The 16,346-nt window shown below is 64.2% G+C and carries 20 protein-coding genes; 4 read left to right on the forward strand and 16 right to left on the reverse strand.

Annotated elements, in window-relative coordinates:
• Positions 1-44 precede the first annotated feature (44 nt).
• On the reverse strand, positions 45-233 hold the full coding sequence (locus G5C33_RS03635; protein WP_165325963.1) for a hypothetical protein: 189 nt from the start codon (positions 231-233) through the stop codon (positions 45-47).
• Positions 234-447: 214 nt separating this feature from the next.
• On the opposite strand from G5C33_RS03635, the gene G5C33_RS03640 reads away from it, so the two are divergent.
• On the forward strand, positions 448-1,494 hold the full coding sequence (locus G5C33_RS03640; protein ID WP_165325964.1) for a lipase family protein: 1,047 nt from the start codon (positions 448-450) through the stop codon (positions 1,492-1,494).
• Positions 1,495-1,498: 4 nt separating this feature from the next.
• Here G5C33_RS03640 and G5C33_RS03645 read toward each other — a convergent pair whose 3' ends face one another.
• The 11 genes from G5C33_RS03645 to G5C33_RS03695 all read right to left on the reverse strand — a co-directional run bounded on the left by G5C33_RS03645 (position 1,499) and on the right by G5C33_RS03695 (position 8,579).
• Positions 1,499-1,912: a DUF1330 domain-containing protein gene (locus tag G5C33_RS03645; protein WP_165325965.1), complete on the reverse strand. Its 414-nt coding sequence runs from the start codon at positions 1,910-1,912 to the stop codon at positions 1,499-1,501.
• Between the two features lie 84 nt (positions 1,913-1,996).
• Positions 1,997-2,416 carry a globin domain-containing protein gene (locus G5C33_RS03650; protein ID WP_165325966.1) on the reverse strand — a complete coding sequence of 140 codons (420 nt, stop codon included), beginning with the start codon at positions 2,414-2,416 and terminating at the stop codon, positions 1,997-1,999.
• 170 nt (positions 2,417-2,586) lie between these two features.
• The gene (locus tag G5C33_RS03655) at positions 2,587-2,982 is read right to left on the reverse strand and encodes a hypothetical protein (protein ID WP_165325967.1); all 396 of its coding nucleotides are present in this window, start codon (positions 2,980-2,982) and stop codon (positions 2,587-2,589) included.
• 249 nt (positions 2,983-3,231) lie between these two features.
• Complete coding sequence (locus tag G5C33_RS03660) at positions 3,232-3,735, reverse strand: hypothetical protein (RefSeq protein WP_165325968.1); 504 nt, start codon at positions 3,733-3,735, stop codon at positions 3,232-3,234.
• Positions 3,736-3,995: 260 nt separating this feature from the next.
• Complete coding sequence (locus tag G5C33_RS03665) at positions 3,996-4,535, reverse strand: hypothetical protein (RefSeq protein WP_165325969.1); 540 nt, start codon at positions 4,533-4,535, stop codon at positions 3,996-3,998.
• Between the two features lie 66 nt (positions 4,536-4,601).
• Positions 4,602-6,158 carry a DUF262 domain-containing protein gene (locus tag G5C33_RS03670; protein WP_165325970.1) on the reverse strand — a complete coding sequence of 519 codons (1,557 nt, stop codon included), beginning with the start codon at positions 6,156-6,158 and terminating at the stop codon, positions 4,602-4,604.
• Positions 6,159-6,161: 3 nt separating this feature from the next.
• On the reverse strand, positions 6,162-7,214 hold the full coding sequence (locus G5C33_RS03675; protein ID WP_165325971.1) for a ribonucleotide-diphosphate reductase subunit beta: 1,053 nt from the start codon (positions 7,212-7,214) through the stop codon (positions 6,162-6,164).
• A gap of 24 nt (positions 7,215-7,238) precedes the next feature.
• The gene (locus G5C33_RS03680) at positions 7,239-7,457 is read right to left on the reverse strand and encodes a hypothetical protein (protein WP_165325972.1); all 219 of its coding nucleotides are present in this window, start codon (positions 7,455-7,457) and stop codon (positions 7,239-7,241) included.
• Positions 7,454-7,678: a hypothetical protein gene (locus G5C33_RS03685; RefSeq protein ID WP_165325973.1), complete on the reverse strand. Its 225-nt coding sequence runs from the start codon at positions 7,676-7,678 to the stop codon at positions 7,454-7,456. Before G5C33_RS03685 ends, G5C33_RS03680 begins: the two co-directional genes overlap by 4 nt.
• Positions 7,675-8,238, reverse strand: coding sequence for a hypothetical protein (locus G5C33_RS03690; RefSeq protein ID WP_165325974.1), 564 nt, complete (start codon positions 8,236-8,238; stop codon positions 7,675-7,677). The genes G5C33_RS03685 and G5C33_RS03690 overlap by 4 nt, the downstream gene beginning before the upstream one ends.
• Positions 8,235-8,579, reverse strand: coding sequence for a hypothetical protein (locus G5C33_RS03695; RefSeq protein WP_165325975.1), 345 nt, complete (start codon positions 8,577-8,579; stop codon positions 8,235-8,237). The genes G5C33_RS03690 and G5C33_RS03695 overlap by 4 nt, the downstream gene beginning before the upstream one ends.
• Positions 8,580-8,704: 125 nt before the next feature.
• On the opposite strand from G5C33_RS03695, the gene G5C33_RS03700 reads away from it, so the two are divergent.
• Positions 8,705-8,962, forward strand: coding sequence for a DUF2171 domain-containing protein (locus tag G5C33_RS03700; RefSeq protein ID WP_165325976.1), 258 nt, complete (start codon positions 8,705-8,707; stop codon positions 8,960-8,962).
• 59 nt (positions 8,963-9,021) lie between these two features.
• Here G5C33_RS03700 and G5C33_RS03705 read toward each other — a convergent pair whose 3' ends face one another.
• The 4 genes from G5C33_RS03705 to G5C33_RS03720 all read right to left on the reverse strand — a co-directional run bounded on the left by G5C33_RS03705 (position 9,022) and on the right by G5C33_RS03720 (position 14,106).
• Positions 9,022-9,300 (reverse strand): hypothetical protein, encoded by a 279-nt coding sequence (locus tag G5C33_RS03705; RefSeq protein WP_165325977.1) that lies wholly within the window; start codon positions 9,298-9,300, stop codon positions 9,022-9,024.
• A 267-nt stretch (positions 9,301-9,567) separates the two neighbouring features.
• Positions 9,568-11,478, reverse strand: coding sequence for a ribonucleoside-diphosphate reductase subunit alpha (locus G5C33_RS03710; protein ID WP_165325978.1), 1,911 nt, complete (start codon positions 11,476-11,478; stop codon positions 9,568-9,570).
• A gap of 464 nt (positions 11,479-11,942) precedes the next feature.
• The gene (locus G5C33_RS03715) at positions 11,943-13,223 is read right to left on the reverse strand and encodes a glycoside hydrolase family 25 domain-containing protein (protein WP_165325979.1); all 1,281 of its coding nucleotides are present in this window, start codon (positions 13,221-13,223) and stop codon (positions 11,943-11,945) included.
• A 64-nt stretch (positions 13,224-13,287) separates the two neighbouring features.
• A complete protein-coding gene (locus tag G5C33_RS03720) occupies positions 13,288-14,106 on the reverse strand; it encodes a LytTR family transcriptional regulator DNA-binding domain-containing protein (protein ID WP_165325980.1) in 819 nt (272 codons plus the stop codon).
• A gap of 90 nt (positions 14,107-14,196) precedes the next feature.
• Between G5C33_RS03720 and G5C33_RS03725 the strand changes: the two genes are divergently transcribed.
• Positions 14,197-14,661: a DUF2141 domain-containing protein gene (locus G5C33_RS03725; protein WP_165325981.1), complete on the forward strand. Its 465-nt coding sequence runs from the start codon at positions 14,197-14,199 to the stop codon at positions 14,659-14,661.
• A gap of 122 nt (positions 14,662-14,783) precedes the next feature.
• Positions 14,784-16,247 (forward strand): carotenoid oxygenase family protein, encoded by a 1,464-nt coding sequence (locus G5C33_RS03730; RefSeq protein ID WP_165325982.1) that lies wholly within the window; start codon positions 14,784-14,786, stop codon positions 16,245-16,247.
• The last annotated feature ends 99 nt before the right edge of the window (positions 16,248-16,346 follow it).

Here is a 16,346-nt window from a genome sequence, read left to right on the forward strand (position 1 = left end):
TTCCGGTGAGTCGCCAGCTGGGCCGAAAATTGTCGGTGACAATATCAGCGCGAGGCGTTCCGGGCGGTCAGACGCGTCTCGCGATGACAGAGATGGCAAAATGCGAAATCGAAGATGTCGCAAAGCACCCATGTCTGTGCCGTGACGTTCCATTCCGCCCAGGCCTCGCGCGTCACGGCGGTGCCGCCGCAAGTGGCGCAGATATATTCGATCCGATCGGCTTCTTCCCCCAACGTGCCAGCCCCTGTCGCGTCCCCGCTGCGACCCTAGCCTGGAAAATCCGCAATGGAGCGGCACCTGATCCGTTTCGGATCGAACTGGGCGCGCCGGGGGACAGCGCGGGTTCATTGCGCCGCTGCTACCTCCGCAAAGCCCCCGAACCGCAGAATCCCGGAATGGCCGATGGTTAACGATGCGGCAATGAAGGCAAGCGGAAGGAGTTTCTCCATGCACGACTGCATCAAGCGACGGCTGCTTTATGCATGCACCCAGGCCTATGATCCCGATCTCGAAACCTGGCGCCGCGGTGTCGGCTGGGTTGGGCGTCCCGAAAGCGTGACGCGCGACGTCGAATTCTGGAACGTGCCGATCGATCATGCGCTGGTGGGTCGCGTCGCGGAAGGCATTGTCGTGGCATTTCGCGGGTCGCTGCCGCCTTTCGGCCGGACCGCTGCCGATGGCTGGTCGGTGCTGTTCGACTGGCTCAACGACAGTTTTTCGGTGTGTCGTCGCGATGCCGATTATGCCGGCGCATCGGTGCATTGGGGCTTTGCCGAATCGATGCGTCGTCTGTGGCATGACGGCCCCGACGGCCCGGGCATCGCGACGCAGATCGAGGCGCTGCTGGCGCAGGGCGCGCCGCGTCGCATCTGGTTCACCGGCCACAGCAAGGGCGGCGCGCTCGCCAATCTCGCCGCGTTCCGTGCCTCGCAAAACCCCGAATGGCGCGACACCACCATCCGCGTGCTGACGGTTGCGGCGGCACGACCGGGCGATGCCGCATTCGCCCGCGCCTATGCCAGAACGCGGATCGCCTGCCTGCGCTACGAACTGGCCTATGACCCCGTCCCGCATCTTCCCCCCGGTCCGCAAACGCCGCGCTGGGCGGCGCGCCTGCTGCAGCTGGTGGCGCCGGGATCGGTGCCCTGCGCCGAGTATCATCCCGTCGGCCACGTCGTCCGCGGCGCCGGGGCCGACAGCGACTGGCTGCGCAGCTGGCTCGGTCGGACCGGCGGATTGCTGGGTGCGGCGGCGCGCGATCCCGAGGGACTGATCGCCGCGGCGCTGAGCGCCCACGGCATCGCGCCGCACTCCGCCTATGACCGGCTGATCTGCCACGGCGAGCCTGATTGTTCGCACGGCCATCCGCCCAAAGTACCTCCGCGACGCCACGAAAGCGAGCCGACGCGCTCCCCCCGCCGCACGATTCGCGCCACCGAAATGGCGCCCGAGCCCTCCGCCCGCCCCGCCAGGCGGCACGGCGGCAGGCGCTAGCAATTCAGGTCTCACCCGGAAACATGCGGATCAGTCGCGATGTCTGCACGCCCGCCCGGCGATGGGCGGCGGCCTCGCGATATTCGGGATCGGCGAGCATCGCCAGGAACGCGCGCGCATCGGGGTAGCGCGCGACGAAGGCCATGTCCCATGCCTCCGCGTCGGGACCGATCACCACCAGTTGCGGTTCTCCCTTCCACACGATCTCGCCGCCGTGCCGTGCGAAGATCGGGGCGCTGGCGATCATGTACCGGCGATAAGCCTCCGCCCCGAACAGTCCCGCGGACGCGCAGGCGTGATCGTCTGGATATTCCGCCAGGTCGCGATAGCGGATCAGGTTGAGCATCTCGATCGGATCGTCGATCGGCAGCGCCCGAAATGCCTCCAGCTGCCCCCTGTCGGGGTCGACATATTGCATCGCCGAATCCTCTCCAAACTGCCACTGTCGCAGGTTCGGCGGGTGTAGGAAAGCGGAGAGGCGCGGCTTTGCGACCGGCCGTATTCAGGATGCGGCGGCCTCGCGCGGGGCCATGGATCGCGCCATGCGGCCGAGCGTATCTTTCATCTTTTCAGCGATTTGCGGCGGAACGCGCGGTTCCGAGTCGATCGACCGCGCCATCGCATCGGCCCATTGCCCGGCAGTGCGATGATCGATCGGCACTGCGCCGTGCAGGCTGAAGATGCATCCGCGCCCGCTTTCGAACCAGTCGCGCGGCCCGCCCAGCCAGCCGCTGAGAAAGCCGGCGAGCGAATCGGCGATCGGCGCCAGTTCGGGGCCGTGCAGCGCCCGCAATTCGGCATAGGCGGGGTCGCTTCCGACCAGATCGTAAAAGCGATGCGCCAGCGCCCGGACCGTTTCGGCGCCGCCCATCGCCGCATAGGGCGTTTCGGGCGAAGTCTGGGGTGCGGTTTCGTCAGCCATGCCGGCATCATGCAGGCGATCCCGCGCCGCGAAATTGACCGGAGTCAAACCTGCCGGCGCGGGCCGCGATACTCCCGAACCGGTGAAATCGGGGCGCGCGACCGGGAGCATGGGTCGCGCGGCCAGCGGCGGGGCATTCGGGGGAAGCCCCGCCGCATCTTCGCCGCCGATCAATCGTCGCGCGCTTCGATCATCGCGACTTCCTCGACCGTCACGGTGCCGGTGGGCGTCATATCCTCGTCACGGATCAGCACGCCGCGCTCGGCCATTTCCTTGCGGAAATCGTGCCGCGCATCGGCGACTTCGCGCTCATATTCGGCATAGGCATCGACACGATCATCGGCGTCATGCGCGCGGCGCAGATCGCTGCGCAGTTCGCGGCGTGCCTCGCTGAGATCGGTCTGATAGTCGCGCCAGTGCGAATTCTCCTCGGTGAACACGATCGGGCTTGCCGCGGCATCGGCGCGGCTTTCGGCCGATATGGCGACCGAGGACTGGGCCATTGCCGGCGCACCGGCGAAAAGTGCCGCACCGGCGGCGGCGAACGCAAACAGGGTCTTGGACATGGGGACATCTCCCTTTCCGTTGTGAACCGGGTCCAAGAACGGGCGGCCCCCGCGATCGGTTTCGGCGGCGCGGCCCTCCCTCGCGCCTGCTCGCGCGTAGGGCGGGGCAGGGCGTGCGGGGGAAGCGGCAGGGCGAAGCCGATCGCCGCCTCCGCCGCCTGAACCCCGGCTTAACCGCGGCGTTGCGGGCTGTACGCGCCATGAACGGCGGCGCGGTTCACCGCGTCGCCCCGCCGCCGGAAGCGGAGCCTAGGGCGCCGCGGCGGCCGCATCGTCGCCAAGATGATATTGCGCGCGCAGCGCGGCGACTTCGGCATCGGTCTGCGCCTTGGACTGTTTCACGTCGGCGCGATAATGTTCGATCGCCCAATCCGCCGATACCGTGCGGCAATTGACGCGGAACGCCCAGCTTTCGCATTCGAACTCGGCGTCGGGATCGTTGGTCGGATGGATTTTGAGCAGCGCGCTCTGCGCGCCGTAGCCGTTATAGAAAATCTCGAACGAATAGACCTGGAAATGCGTGTGGCCGGTGGCACGCGTGACCACTCCGGCCTTGTAGAGCGCCATCGCTTCGCCGGCCTTGCTCCCCGCATAGCCATTGCCCGCGGCATCGATCTGCCAGCTGTTCTCGTCGATCCGCTCGGCATGCTGCCCGCCTGTCATGCCCAGGAAATTGCCGCCGCCATAGGTCGTCGCGCACCCGCCGGTAGCCAGAAACGCTGTAATAATCCCCGTTTGCAGTAGCTTGCGCATTTGATTCCCCCCGTTTCGAACGCGCAACTATTGGCGCCAAAATCCTTGAAAAGGCAAGATTGCGCCGATGCGACACGGGCCGATCGCCGCCGCGATGCGATGGCGTTGCGCGGTTCGCCAAACCCGCGCTTTTGCGTGCAAAGTTCGCACTGAGTCGCAACGCAACATGCGCGCGCCCGCGTGCGTGCCCGCGTGCGTATGCGCGCGTACGTACGCGAGCGCGCACGCGCGGGCGCACGCGGCGGCGTGCATCGCGCGGCTCATTCGGCATCGAATTGCGGGATCAGGCCGTGGGCGAAATGCTCCTCGCGCAGCGGCTCGGCCTCGGCTTCGCTGTCGGTCAGGTCTTCGGCCAGATCGGAAAAGGCGGCGCGCGCGCTGTCGCGCGGATTGGGCACGTCGGCGGGCATCAGCCCCGAAAGGCGCCCGAAGCGCATCGGATCGAGATGGCGCAGCAGGAACATCAGCAGCCGATCGGGGGGCACGCGCTCCTCGCCGATCACTTCGCCGCGCTGCCACACCTGGCGGATATTGCCATAGACGGCGCGCTCATAGGCCATGGTGAGCAGGCGATTGCTGGCGAGCGTGAGCGCCGCGTCCCACGCCCGATGAAAGCTCTCCGCCTCGGGCCGCAGCCGCAGGCGATAGGCCGAACGCGGGGTGAGCCCGACGGCGGCGGCGGCATCGGAAACGCAGCCGGTTTCGGCGAGAATATCGATGAACTTGCGCTGCCGCTGTGCGGTCCAGCCGGTCGTGCGGCTGGTGGGGACGGGGGTGAAATCGGTCGGTTCGTCGGACATGGTTTCGGCTCCCTGTGGTTCGCGGAGCCGAGTCATATAACCATATTGGTTCGTGTAGGACAGGGTCTATGACATCAGTTCGGCCGCCAATTCGATAAGCGCCTCAGTGCGTGCCGCTCGAAATTTGTCATAATCATCATCATCAAAATCTTCGGGGATTATCGCCCTTTCCAGATAATCAGATCGGCTGACTGCGGGCATATCTTTTGCGTAAACAGAAGGTGCTTTTGCTTTAATGTAATTATTATCCTGACGTGTGAGAAAGCAGATATTCGCGAGGACGTTTATATCTCTCCGGTCATAGCCAGCGACGCCCAAATGCCGTTGCGGATAAATGTGATGAAACTCATGCTTCATGCCGCGCTTTAGGACCTTATCCAGTTCAATAACTGCGCCGCTTATCAACGACTTGGGAGATTTCTGCGCAAGCATGCAAATCAGTGTTTTTGAATTTGCACTAGACGCAAGAAAGTTAGCTTTATCAAACTCGACTTTTAGCTCTGCCGCCGGCTGCTTCACTTGATACTGCGGGTTGTTTTTGAGTTTATTAAATTCATTGATGTCTGCTGCCTGTTTTGAGTTAACGTCAGACGAGTAGCGCCGTGAAAAAGCTGTCCGCCAGAACCATCTGATTAGTTCTTCTCTTTGATGAGCTTCATATCGCACACCCTCATCACGATCAGTAGAAAAAAAGCAACTAAGCGGAATAAGCATGCCGGGAAAGGGCAGCATGGCGAAATGCCTTACGGATAGCTCGCGTTTCAAAAAATCTATCGCGCCGGTGATGCCGTTTCGAATTTCGCCAAAGCGATTACGAATCTCTTCACCACTTAAACTCATTATTTTCTCTGGCGAAGTTTCTTCGGTTATTACACCCGCACAAATTCTAAGTTGTAGATCTTGCTCTTTTGAAAGATCGCCGTAACCGTGCTCTTCTATATCGTCTTGTAGATCTGAAAATTTCTCGGTAAGATCAAAGTCATCGGACCAGCTCCAAGCGGATAGCAACTCGAAGACTTTTAGCTCTGTACCGGCGCGATTTATTCGTTCAAAAACGATGGCAACTTTATTTCTATCATCGGTTTCGAAAGTTTGAGTTTGAACATCGTACTCTTTGAATCGCTCTTGAATGCTATCTAGCTTAACAATCTGGTCGGCTGGCCTACCATCGCATGCCTTGCGGTATTCAATGGGACTGTAGAATGTTTTCACAGGGAAGTGTCGCTCTGGGTCCACCTCGCCTTCGGAGAGCGGCTTGAAAACGGACTCTTGAAGACTCTCTTCCGAAAACAAATCGAAGTAAATATCAGTCCATTGATTATCTTCCGGCTGCAATTCTGTCTGAAAAACAGAGAATATACTCGTCAGCCTCTGTTGCCCGTCGAGGACATAGTTTACTGGATAGTCCTTTTTAGGGTCGGGGAGAACGAAGGAGCCAAGGTTCTTTTCAAACTCTAGTCGCTCATCCGTTTGCCAAAGAACTACCGTGCCAATTGGAAATCCCTTGTATATGCTGTCGAGCAAAAAGGCAGCTTGCTCCGGTTCCCAAACATATCCCCGTTGAAAAGCCGGTATGCGAATGTCACCGCTCGAAATGCGCTCGATTATTTGTCGAATGAACATAAATCACTCCGCCGCAACCCCGGAGCCCGAGAACATGTCCGCGCCGTCCTCGTCCTCGTTGGCCGGCTTTTCCGCCTTGGCCTTCTGGCGCTTGTCGAAGCTGTCCCACACGTCGTTCCACTGGCCGCGCGTTGCGCCCTTCGAATATTCCGTCGCGCGGGTTTCGAAGAAATTGGCGTGTTCGACGCCGTTGAGCAGCGGCGTGAGCCAGGGCAGCGGGTGTTCGTCGATCATGTAGATCGGCTTGAAGCCGAGCTGGCCCAGCCGCCAGTCGGCGACATAGCGGATATATTTCTTGATTTCCTTGGGCGTCATGCCCGGCACGGGGCCCTGTTCGAAGGCGAGATCGATGAACGCGTCTTCCAGCCGCACGGTCGTCTGGCACACGTCCATGATGTCGTCGCGCACGGCCTTGGTCAGGCAGTCGCGTTCCTTGCAGAAGGCGTGGAACAGCGTGGTGATGCCTTCGCAATGCAGGCTTTCGTCGCGCACGCTCCAGCTGACGATCTGGCCCATGCCCTTCATCTTGTTGAAGCGCGGGAAGTTCATCAGCATCGCGAAGCTGGCGAAGAGCTGAAGCCCTTCGGTAAAGCCGCCGAACATCGCGAGCGTCTTGGCGATATCCTCGTCGGTATCGACGCCGAAACGCTGCAGATAATCGTGCTTGTCCTTCATCTCGCTATATTCGAGGAACATGCCGTATTCGCTTTCGGGCATGCCGATCGTATCGAGCAGGTGGCTGTACGCCGCGATATGGATCGTCTCCATGTTGCTGAACGCGGCCAGCATCATCTTGACTTCGGTCGGCTTGAACACGCGGCCATATTTCTCGTGGTAGCAATCCTGCACCTCGACGTCCGCCTGGGTGAAGAAGCGGAAGATCTGCGTCAGCAGGTTGCGCTCGTGGTCGGAAAGCTTCTGCGCCCAGTCGCGGCAATCCTCGCCCAGCGGCACTTCCTCGGGCATCCAGTGGACCTGCTGCTGGCGCTTCCAATATTCATAGGCCCAGGGATATTCGAAGGGCTTGTAGGTCTTGCGGGCTTCGAGAAGGGACATGGGCTTACTCCTTGGGCGAATGCGTTAAACGTTGCCGGTGGCAAAAATGATGGCGATGGAAATGGCGAGTACGGCCAGCGTACCGAGCGCGATCAGGGCAATGCCGAAACGGCGCACGCCCTGCGTCGTGCGCAGCGGGGCGGTGCCGCGTCCGAGATAGACGCGCGGCTGCAGCACCATGTGCGTTCCGGCGGCTACAAGCACGAAAAGCCCGATAGCGAGCGCGTTGGCGACGATGGTCATCCCGCGCCTCCGCTGGCTATGGCGAACATATTGGCGAAGCCCGCGCAGAACAAGGACGCGGCGAAGAGCATGGCGCCGGCGATGCGCAGCGCATAGGTCGCCTCCTCGCTGTCGGCGATGCGCAGCGCGCGGCGGGCGAGCGCGGGCTTCACCAGCAGCGTCAGGCCGCCTGCCGCGAGGATCACGGCGGCGCCGTTGGCAAGGAGCAGGCCGCGGCTCACCACAAGCTCTCCAGCGCGGCGAACATCGCGTCGGTGTCACGCAGCATCAGCCAGGCGAGGAAGACGGGAACAACGGCCGTCGCGAGCGTGCCGGCGATCTTGCCCGCCAGCTTGCGCCGCTCGGCGCGCGCGGTGGTGTCGTGACGCGCGGGCGACATGATCATGCCGCGCGGATCGGGCTGCGCCTCGCGCCAGGTCCGCCAGCCCTGCACCGCGGTGATCGGCAGCACCATGACCGCGAAGATCAGATTGACCAGCGGCATCAGCGCTTCGGGAAGATTGAAGACGAGCGCGGCGCCGCCGCCGACCCACAGCCCCGCCAGAATCGCCTGGCCCACCGTCGCGGCCGAAATTCCCGTATCGGCGTCACCGCCATAGCCTTCGAGCTCGCGGCGTTCCTCGAAATAGCGCTGGGTGGCCCCGCCGCGCAGCTCGGCGAGGCGTTGCTGGCGGCGGCGCGCGAACAGCGGCACGCTCAGCATGAGCGCCGCGGTGCCCAGCCCGGCAGCGACCGGCCAGAAGATGTTGGGGGCAAGACCAAGGGGCATGGCGGCGCTCATTCGTTCTCGATCACCGTGCCGCGCTTCGCCGGCCGGTCGCGATAGACAGTGCGGGTGCGGTATACGGTGCGGCTGCCGTGCGAACCGACGCCGAAGAACATGATCCCGACGAAAAAGCCGAAGTCATACCAGCCGCCATTGTTCGGCACGGCATAGATGGCGATGTCCGGCACGAAGAGCGAGAAGATCCAGGCGACCGGGAAGATGAAGCCGTGCCACAGGCCGAGGAGGAAGCCGGGGCTGCCCGCTTCGACGCCGCTCGAAACCTGATGCGCGCAGGCCGAGAGCAACGTGAGCGCGGCAAGCGCGGCGATGGTTGCAGGGGCGCGGAAACGGCTCATGCGGAAATCCCTGATTGTTGCGCGCGCGACATGAGCGCAGGGCGGTTGCGACGACGCGCGGTGGAGCCGCCACGGCGGCCGTGCGTTGAGGAAACAGTATCGCGTATCAAAGGAAAGGATGTTTCATGACCGATCTGTCGCAAGTCCGCGAGCATATGAATGTCGTCGGCGCCGACGGCGTGCATCTGGGCACGGTCGACCATGCCACTGGCCACCGCATCAAGCTGACCAAGGCGGACAGCCCGCAGACCAGGGACGGGCAGGGCGCCAGGCATCACTATATCCCCGCCGGCCTGGTGGCGGAAATCGAAGGCGACACGGTGCGCCTTTCCGCCAACGCAGCGGTGGCGCAGGAAATGTTCGAAACGACCACGGACGACTGACCCCCCCGGACGTCCGCAGGCGGCGCTCGCGCGGTGCGCGGGCGCCGTTTTTGCGTCTGCTAGTCCATATAGGGCTGCGCCTGCGTCACGGCGTTCGCCGCGCCGTTCCATGCGGTCCATTCGATTGCGACCGCGCTGATCCAGCCGATGTTGAACAGGATCAGCATCACGATGGTGGTGCCGCGCGGGGCGCGCTTCCTGCCCGGGCCGGGTTCGATATCCGGTACGCCGCGAAACAGCGCCGCGACCGAACGCGCGTTGAGCAGCAGCCAGATGCCGGTCACGGCCGTGACGAGGATCGCGATGACCAGCAACAGCGGAAAGCCTGTAGTCGTCATGAGCTTGGTCCTCCGGTGTTTCATCGGACCAATGATTCCCGGCGGTTGCCGGTTCCCTGAGGCCGCGCACCAGCCGCGCCGCTCCGCCGGGTACGACCATTGCCGCGTCGAAGCGCGTGCACTGGTCGTTCCGGGCAATGGCGTTGCGCACCTGCATCGTTCCACGTCGCCCCTGCGCAGGCAGGGGCCTATCGCTGTGCCGCGAGCGAGGCGTTCGCGGCGAAAGGCATGAACCCTGCCTGCGCAGGGGCGACGGCCGGCGTCAGATCACTGACAGGCCAGGCATTCGTCGTAATCGGTCGACGGCAGCTCGTATTTCGCGAGTTCCGAGGTGTTGTCGACTTCGACGCCGCCCGCGAAGCCGGCGCGCTGCACCGATTTGGAGCGGAGATAATAGAGCGATTTGATGCCCAGCTCCCAGGCGCGATAGTGGAGCATCAGCAGGTCCCACTTGTCGCAATCGGCGGGGATGAACAGGTTGAGCGACTGCGCCTGATCGATGAACGGCGCGCGATCGCCCGCAAGTTCGAGGATCCAGCGCTGGTCGATCTCGAAGCTGGTCTTGTAGCAGTCCTTTTCCTCCTGAGTGAGGAAGTCGAGATGCTGGACCGAGCCGCCATGTTCGAGGATCGTGTTCCACACCGCGTCGCTGTTCTTCGCCTTTTCGATCAGCAGCTTTTCGAGATGCGGATTGCGCACCACGAAGCTGCCCGACAGCGTCTTGTGGGTGTAGATGTTCGCCGGGATCGGCTCGATGCACGCGCTGGTGCCGCCGCAGATGATGCTGATCGACGCGGTCGGCGCGATTGCCATCTTGCAGCTGAACCGTTCCATCACGCCCATTTCGGCCGCGTCGGGGCACGGCCCGCGCTCGACCGCGAGCTGCATCGAGGCTTCGTTCACCGCCGCGTTGACATGTTTGAAGATGTTGCGGTTCCAGCTCTTGGCCATCGGCCCTTCGAACGGCAGGCCGCGCGCCTGAAGGAAGCTGTGGAAGCCCATCACGCCGAGGCCGACCGAGCGTTCGCGCTCCGCCGAATATTTGGCGCGCGCCATTTCGTCGGGCGCCCGCTCGATATAGTCAGTGAGCACATTGTCGAGGAAGCGCATCACGTCCTCGATGAACCGCTTGTCCTTGCTCCATTCGTCCCAGGTTTCGAGGTTGAGCGAGGAGAGGCAGCAGACCGCGGTACGGTCATTGCCGAGATGGTCGTATCCGGTCGGCAGCGTGATTTCGCTGCACAGGTTCGACGTCGAGACCTTGAGCCCCAGATCGCGATGATGCTTGGGCATGTTGTCGTTCACATGGTCGGAGAAGACGATGTAGGGCTCGCCGGTGGCAAGCCGCGTCTCGACCAGCTTCTGGAACAGCGCGCGCGCGTTCACCGTGCCGCGAACGCTGTCGTCCTTGGGCGACTTGAGTTCCCAGTCGGTGCCGTCGCGCACCGCTTCCATGAACGCGTCGGGAATCAGCACGCCGTGGTGCAGATTGAGCGCCTTGCGGTTGAAGTCGCCCGAGGGTTTGCGGATTTCGAGGAATTCCTCGATTTCCGGGTGGCTGATGTCGAGATAGCAGGCCGCCGAACCGCGCCGCAGCGAACCCTGCGAAATCGCGAGCGTGAGGCTGTCCATCACGCGGACGAAGGGAATGATGCCGCTGGTCTTGCCGTTGAGGCCGACCGGCTCGCCGATGCCGCGGACATTGCCCCAATAGGTGCCGATGCCGCCGCCGCGCGAGGCGAGCCAGACATTCTCGTTCCAGGTGTCGACAATGCCGTCGAGGCTGTCGGGAACCGAGTTGAGATAGCAGCTGATCGGCAGGCCGCGCCCGGTGCCGCCGTTCGAAAGCACCGGCGTCGCCGGCATGAACCACAACCGCGAGATATAGTCGTAGAGCCGCTGGGCATGTTCGGCATCGTCGGCATAGGCCGATGCGACGCGCACGAAGAGATCCTGATAGCTTTCGCCGGGCAGGAGATAGCGGTCCTTCAGCGTTTCCTTGCCGAATTCGGTGAGAAGCTCGTCACGCGAATGATCGACTTCGACCGGGAAGGGACTCGGGTCGATGGTCTTCGAATCGCCCTTGGCCTTCTTCGTCTTTTCCGGCTTCGTCGCAGGCGCGACGGCGGTTTCGGTGTCGGTGTCGTTCACGTTCGATTCCGTGTCCCTGAATTCCATTACGCACCCCCTGAAGGTTCACTACCAGCGCGACTCAAGGGGCAGGATCCGATGGTATCACCGGAATGGCGGGACGCGAGAACAAAAAGTGACCACACGACCCGTCGCGGGCACAAACAGGCCTGTTCCGCAACATAGGGTCGCGGTCTGCTGCCTACCAGTGCTTGAGCTTGCCCCTCAATGCAACCACTACAGATTGTGCCCAAATGACTCCGGGCACAAGATGGTAAATGGTTAACGAAAGACTCGATTCACCGCTAAAATGACTCGGTTCACGGCGCCCGGCGGACGGGTGCGATGCAGCGACGCACGGACTTTCCCCGGCTTCGCGAAAAGCAAGACCGGCAACGCCCGTTCATAAAAAAAGAATAAAAAATCTGTGGATCGCCGCGCGGGACCACAAGCGCTTGTGGTCAGGGGTGGTCATTACGGTGTCATAATGTCTTTCCCGCCCTGTGGACGAATCACTCGGGCGTCTGGACGGCATAGCGGACCGGCATGTCGGGCAGCATCAGCATGCCCGGCGCTTCGCCCGCAGTGACCAGCAGCTGATCGACCGGGATCGCGGCATCGCCTTCGGTGGCGACGAATGCCTGAATCAGCACGGTGCCGGTTTCGGGAAGCAGCTCGGCCGGCACCGGCGTGGGCGTGCGATGAAGCAGCGCGGGAATCCAGCCGGGACGATCGCCGACGCGCGGCAGATCGGGATGGACGACCTGAAGATCGACCAGCCCGGCATATCTGCCGATTACCAGCGGCGATCCATCGGGCGAGAGGAAAACGACCGAGCGGCCCTGCGCCCGCGCCGTGGCGGCATCGACCAGCGCATCGGATCGCGCCGCAGCGCCGCTGCGCATCAGCGTCGTCTGGTCGATCGTCAGCGGATCGATGCCGGTCATCGCCTTGATCCGCGCGGCGAGCCATCGCAGCGCGACGCCGTCGGGCTCCTGCGTCTCCTCGGTGGCATGGCTGAAGCCGACATAGACGAGCAGCTTCGCGCCCGGATTGCGATTGACCACGCGGTTGAGAAGATAATCGGCCTGCGCCTGCTCGCGCTTGGGGATCGAGAGTTCGGGATCGGTGGTGCGCAGATCGGGCGTCTGTTCATAGGCGGCGAGCCGATAGCCGGCGGCCATCGCCTGGCGGAGGAAGTCCGCGAAGACCGGGTCGTGCGTGTAATAGCCGCTGTCGCGCCGGATATAGCCGTCGGCGTTGATCGCGGCGATCCGGGAGTCGACCGTGTCGAGATCGGCGTCGTTCTGCAGCGTTTCGACCGCGAGAATCGTGTAGCCGAGCGGGCGCAGCGCCTCGGCGACCTGCAGGCCGAAGGCGCGGCTGCGCGGGACGCCGTGATCCTCGTTGAGGAAGACGATGCTGGTATGCCGCGCGCGCTCGACGATTTCGGCGATCGCGTCGCGGGTATCAGCGTCGGCGATCGCGGCGAGATATTCGGCGCGCGCGGTACGGCCATCGGGCTCGCGGGCAGGCGGCTCGCCGGTCATCAGCGTCATTGCCTCGGCCCAGCTCGAATAGATGAAGCCGTCGACGGGATTGCCCTCGGCATCGAAGGCATGGGGGCGCAGCAGTTCCTCGGCGCGGAGATAGTCGCCCTGTTGCAGCGCGCGATAGGACCGGGTGTTGGCTTCGCGTGCGGCGTCGCTCATTGCGGGCCCTTGCGCAGCGGCGGCCAGCGCCAGCGTGACGCATAGGGTCAGCGCCAGCGCGCGCAACAGCGGACGGAACATCACTTTCTCCCCTTGTGGCCCGCGAACGCTTAGGAAGCGATCCGGGCGCAATTGCGGCATCGGCTCAATCGAACCAGCCGGCGTCGCGCAGCGCGGGATAGAAGGAGCGGCTGACCGGGGCAGTGACGCCGCCGGGCAGGGTGAGCTCGGCGCGGCCGTCGCCGCGTTCGACCGAGCGGATCGCGTCGCGTGCGACCCACCAGCTGCGATGCGTGCGCGCGCCCTCGATACCGTCGAGTTCGACGATCGCATCGGTGAGGCGCAAGAGGATGAGGTCCGAGCCCGCATCGGTATGGACGCGCAGATAATGATCCTCGGCGGCGACGGCGTGGATGTCCGCGCCGCGCAGATGCGGGGGCAGGCGATCGGCAAGGCGCGGGCGGACCGGATGCTGCTGCTCGGGCTCGGCGGGGAGCGGGGCGTCGGGCTCCGCCTGGCCGCCGATCGCGTAATTGACCGCCGTGATGACTGCAGTGATCGCCAGCACCATCACGAACTGGAACGCGACGGTTTGCGGACCGATCCGGCCGCCGCCGCCGAAAAAGGCAATCGAACAGCCGATCACGACCAGGGTCAGCGGCAGCGCGATGGCGACGCTGATGATGCTGCCTTCGATCCAGGGGCGGTGCGCGAAGCGGCCCCAGCCGACGATCATCGCCGTGACGCCGATTCCGATCATCGCGCCCGACACCATGATGATCATCCAATAGGCAAGGCGCGGCAGGATCGGCACTTCGTGCGTGCCGAATGCGCCGGTGATCGTCATCAGCAGCGCGGCGACGCCGACGATGACGAAGCCGCGCCGCTGGCGCGTCGCCGCATCGGGCCGCGCCCGCTCCGCCATTCGCGAAGCGCCAGTGGCGAATCGCTGCATCTCACGCATTCGCGCCCTCCGTTCGCGCAGTTCGGGATGACGGGGGAAGCATAGCCGCGTCATGGCTTGGCCGTCGAACCCGATTAGGAGATTTTTGCAATGCTTCGCTCGCTGCCCTTTTCCCGCACCCTGATCACGCTGGCGCTGATCGCGCCGCTGCCTCTGCTTGCGCCGGTCGCGGCGCCGCCCGCGATGGCGCAGCCCGCCGGTGCGACGCTGACGATTCATTTCGAGGGCATCACCCGGGCCGAGGGCAAGGTGATGGTCGCGGTGTTCGATGCCGATGGCTGGAATGGCGGCGCGCCGGTAGGCGTGGCGATGGTCGACGCCGCGATCGGCGGCGTCGACGCGACCGTGTCGGGGCTCGCGCCGGGCCGCTATGCGGTGCGTGCCTTTCAGGATGTCGACGGCGACATGAAGTTCGGGACCAATCCCTTCGGCATGCCGATCGAGCCGTTCGGCTTTTCGAACGACGCGATCGGCGCGGGCGGGCCGCCGAGCTTCGAGGATGCCGCGTTCACCGTCGGTGATAGCGCCGTCAGCCAGACGATCACGCTGCGCTGAGGGGCGCTATTCGAGAATATACGTCACCGTTCGTGTCGAGCGAAGTCGAGACACGCATGCGCGATGCGCGCCGCATGTCCCTCGACTTCGCTCGGGACGAACGGAAGTTCAGGAGAAGACAGATGCTCAATCGTCGAGCCTTTCTGGGAACCGGCCTGATCGGTGCCGGGCTGTGTGCCGGTGCCGCGATCCTGCCGCCGGAGAAACTCTATGCCACGATGCTGCCCGCCGACTGGACGCTGGGGGCGCGCGATATCGAAGCCGATGTCGCGCCGCATGCGATGCGGCTGGTGGCGGGGCGTGCGCCCGACGGCTTCAAAGGCGTGCTGTATCGCAATGGCCCCGCCAAGTTCCGCCGTCCGGGGGGATCGGCGACGCACTGGTTCGACGGCGACGGCATGGTGCGCCGCTTCGCGATCGATCGCGGCGAGGCGCGGATGGCCGCGCGGTTCGTGGCGACCGAGAAGCGGCGGCAGGATGCCGCGGCGGGCGCGATGGTGATGCCCGGCTTCGGTTCGCCCGCGCGCGACGGCGCGGTGCTGACCAGCACCGACAGCGCGAACGCCGCCAATACCAGCGTGCTGCTATCCGGCGGCGACCTGCTCGCGCTGTGGGAGCCGGGCTCGCCCTATCGGCTCGATCCCGAAACGCTCGCGACGCGGGGGCTCAAGACGTTTCGCGACGATCTGGCGCATATGCCCTTCCTTGCCCATCCGCGCGTCGAGCCTGACGGGACGGTGTGGAATCTCGGCGTCGCGGGCAAGCGCGCGATCGTCTGGAAATTGTCGGCGGGCGGCGCGCTGGCCGATACGAAGATCATCGACTTGCCGCGCGCGAGCTATATCCATGATTTCTCCGCGACGGCGCGACATCTGGTGATCGTGCTCCAGCCCTGGGTGTATGAACGCAACACGATCCCGGCGATCGAGGGCATGGCCTGGCAGCCCGAAACCGGCACACAGATCCTGGTGATCGACAAGGACGATTTCACGCAGCGGCGGCTGTATGAAGTGCCCGCCTTCTTCGCCTTCCACATGGACGACGCCTGGGAAGAGGCCGATGGTACGATCCGGTTCGGTATCTGCGTTACGCCCGAGCCCAAATTCGTGATGGAGGAGGCGCGGCTGCTGCTGCTGGGGCAGGAAGTGGAAACGCCGCTGCCGATCCTGTCGATGATCACGCTGCACCCCGACGGGCGCACGTCGCTCGATCGGACCGGGGTGTCGGCGGAGTTTCCGCAGAATGACCGGACGCGCTCCGGGCTGCCGCGATCGCTGACGGTGCATACCGGCATGTACGGCAGCGGGCGGCCCTTCCCGCGCGCGGTGGGCGTTTACGACTGGGCGCGCCAGACCAATGCCGAGTTCGATTTCGGCGCCGGGCATCTGGTCGAGGAATTCCTCTATGTCCCGCGCGGCAGCGAGGAAGGCGATGGCTGGCTGGTTGGCACCACGCTCAACCTCGCCGAGCGGGCGACCGAGCTGCATGTGCTCGACGCGCGCCATGTGGCCGCCGGGCCGGTGGCGAGCTGGCGCGGCGATGTCGCGCTGCCGGTGACGTTTCACGGGACGTTCGCGGCCGGGTGACTGCCCGGCGGTGCCGCAAACGGCAACGGCCCGCCCCCCGGGACAGGGAGCGGGCCGTCGCTGTGGCGCATCGCGCGGGGCGGCACACCGGGCGCGACG

Origin of the sequence: Sphingosinithalassobacter tenebrarum (assembly GCF_011057975.1) — a bacterium.
Classification (GTDB): Bacteria; Pseudomonadota; Alphaproteobacteria; order Sphingomonadales; family Sphingomonadaceae; genus Sphingomonas; species Sphingomonas tenebrarum.

Coding starts and splice junctions, on each gene's coding strand:
- G5C33_RS03640 (WP_165325964.1), top strand. CDS start 448: ATGCACGACTGCATCAAGCGACGGCTGCTTTATGCATGCACCCAGGCC.
- G5C33_RS03645 (WP_165325965.1), bottom strand. CDS start 1,912: ATGCAATATGTCGACCCCGACAGGGGGCAGCTGGAGGCATTTCGGGCG.
- G5C33_RS03650 (WP_165325966.1), bottom strand. CDS start 2,416: ATGGCTGACGAAACCGCACCCCAGACTTCGCCCGAAACGCCCTATGCG.
- G5C33_RS03655 (WP_165325967.1), bottom strand. CDS start 2,982: ATGTCCAAGACCCTGTTTGCGTTCGCCGCCGCCGGTGCGGCACTTTTC.
- G5C33_RS03660 (WP_165325968.1), bottom strand. CDS start 3,735: ATGCGCAAGCTACTGCAAACGGGGATTATTACAGCGTTTCTGGCTACC.
- G5C33_RS03665 (WP_165325969.1), bottom strand. CDS start 4,535: ATGTCCGACGAACCGACCGATTTCACCCCCGTCCCCACCAGCCGCACG.
- G5C33_RS03670 (WP_165325970.1), bottom strand. CDS start 6,158: ATGTTCATTCGACAAATAATCGAGCGCATTTCGAGCGGTGACATTCGC.
- G5C33_RS03675 (WP_165325971.1), bottom strand. CDS start 7,214: ATGTCCCTTCTCGAAGCCCGCAAGACCTACAAGCCCTTCGAATATCCC.
- G5C33_RS03680 (WP_165325972.1), bottom strand. CDS start 7,457: ATGACCATCGTCGCCAACGCGCTCGCTATCGGGCTTTTCGTGCTTGTA.
- G5C33_RS03690 (WP_165325974.1), bottom strand. CDS start 8,238: ATGAGCGCCGCCATGCCCCTTGGTCTTGCCCCCAACATCTTCTGGCCG.
- G5C33_RS03695 (WP_165325975.1), bottom strand. CDS start 8,579: ATGAGCCGTTTCCGCGCCCCTGCAACCATCGCCGCGCTTGCCGCGCTC.
- G5C33_RS03700 (WP_165325976.1), top strand. CDS start 8,705: ATGACCGATCTGTCGCAAGTCCGCGAGCATATGAATGTCGTCGGCGCC.
- G5C33_RS03705 (WP_165325977.1), bottom strand. CDS start 9,300: ATGACGACTACAGGCTTTCCGCTGTTGCTGGTCATCGCGATCCTCGTC.
- G5C33_RS03710 (WP_165325978.1), bottom strand. CDS start 11,478: ATGGAATTCAGGGACACGGAATCGAACGTGAACGACACCGACACCGAA.
- G5C33_RS03715 (WP_165325979.1), bottom strand. CDS start 13,223: ATGTTCCGTCCGCTGTTGCGCGCGCTGGCGCTGACCCTATGCGTCACG.
- G5C33_RS03720 (WP_165325980.1), bottom strand. CDS start 14,106: ATGCGTGAGATGCAGCGATTCGCCACTGGCGCTTCGCGAATGGCGGAG.
- G5C33_RS03725 (WP_165325981.1), top strand. CDS start 14,197: ATGCTTCGCTCGCTGCCCTTTTCCCGCACCCTGATCACGCTGGCGCTG.
- G5C33_RS03730 (WP_165325982.1), top strand. CDS start 14,784: ATGCTCAATCGTCGAGCCTTTCTGGGAACCGGCCTGATCGGTGCCGGG.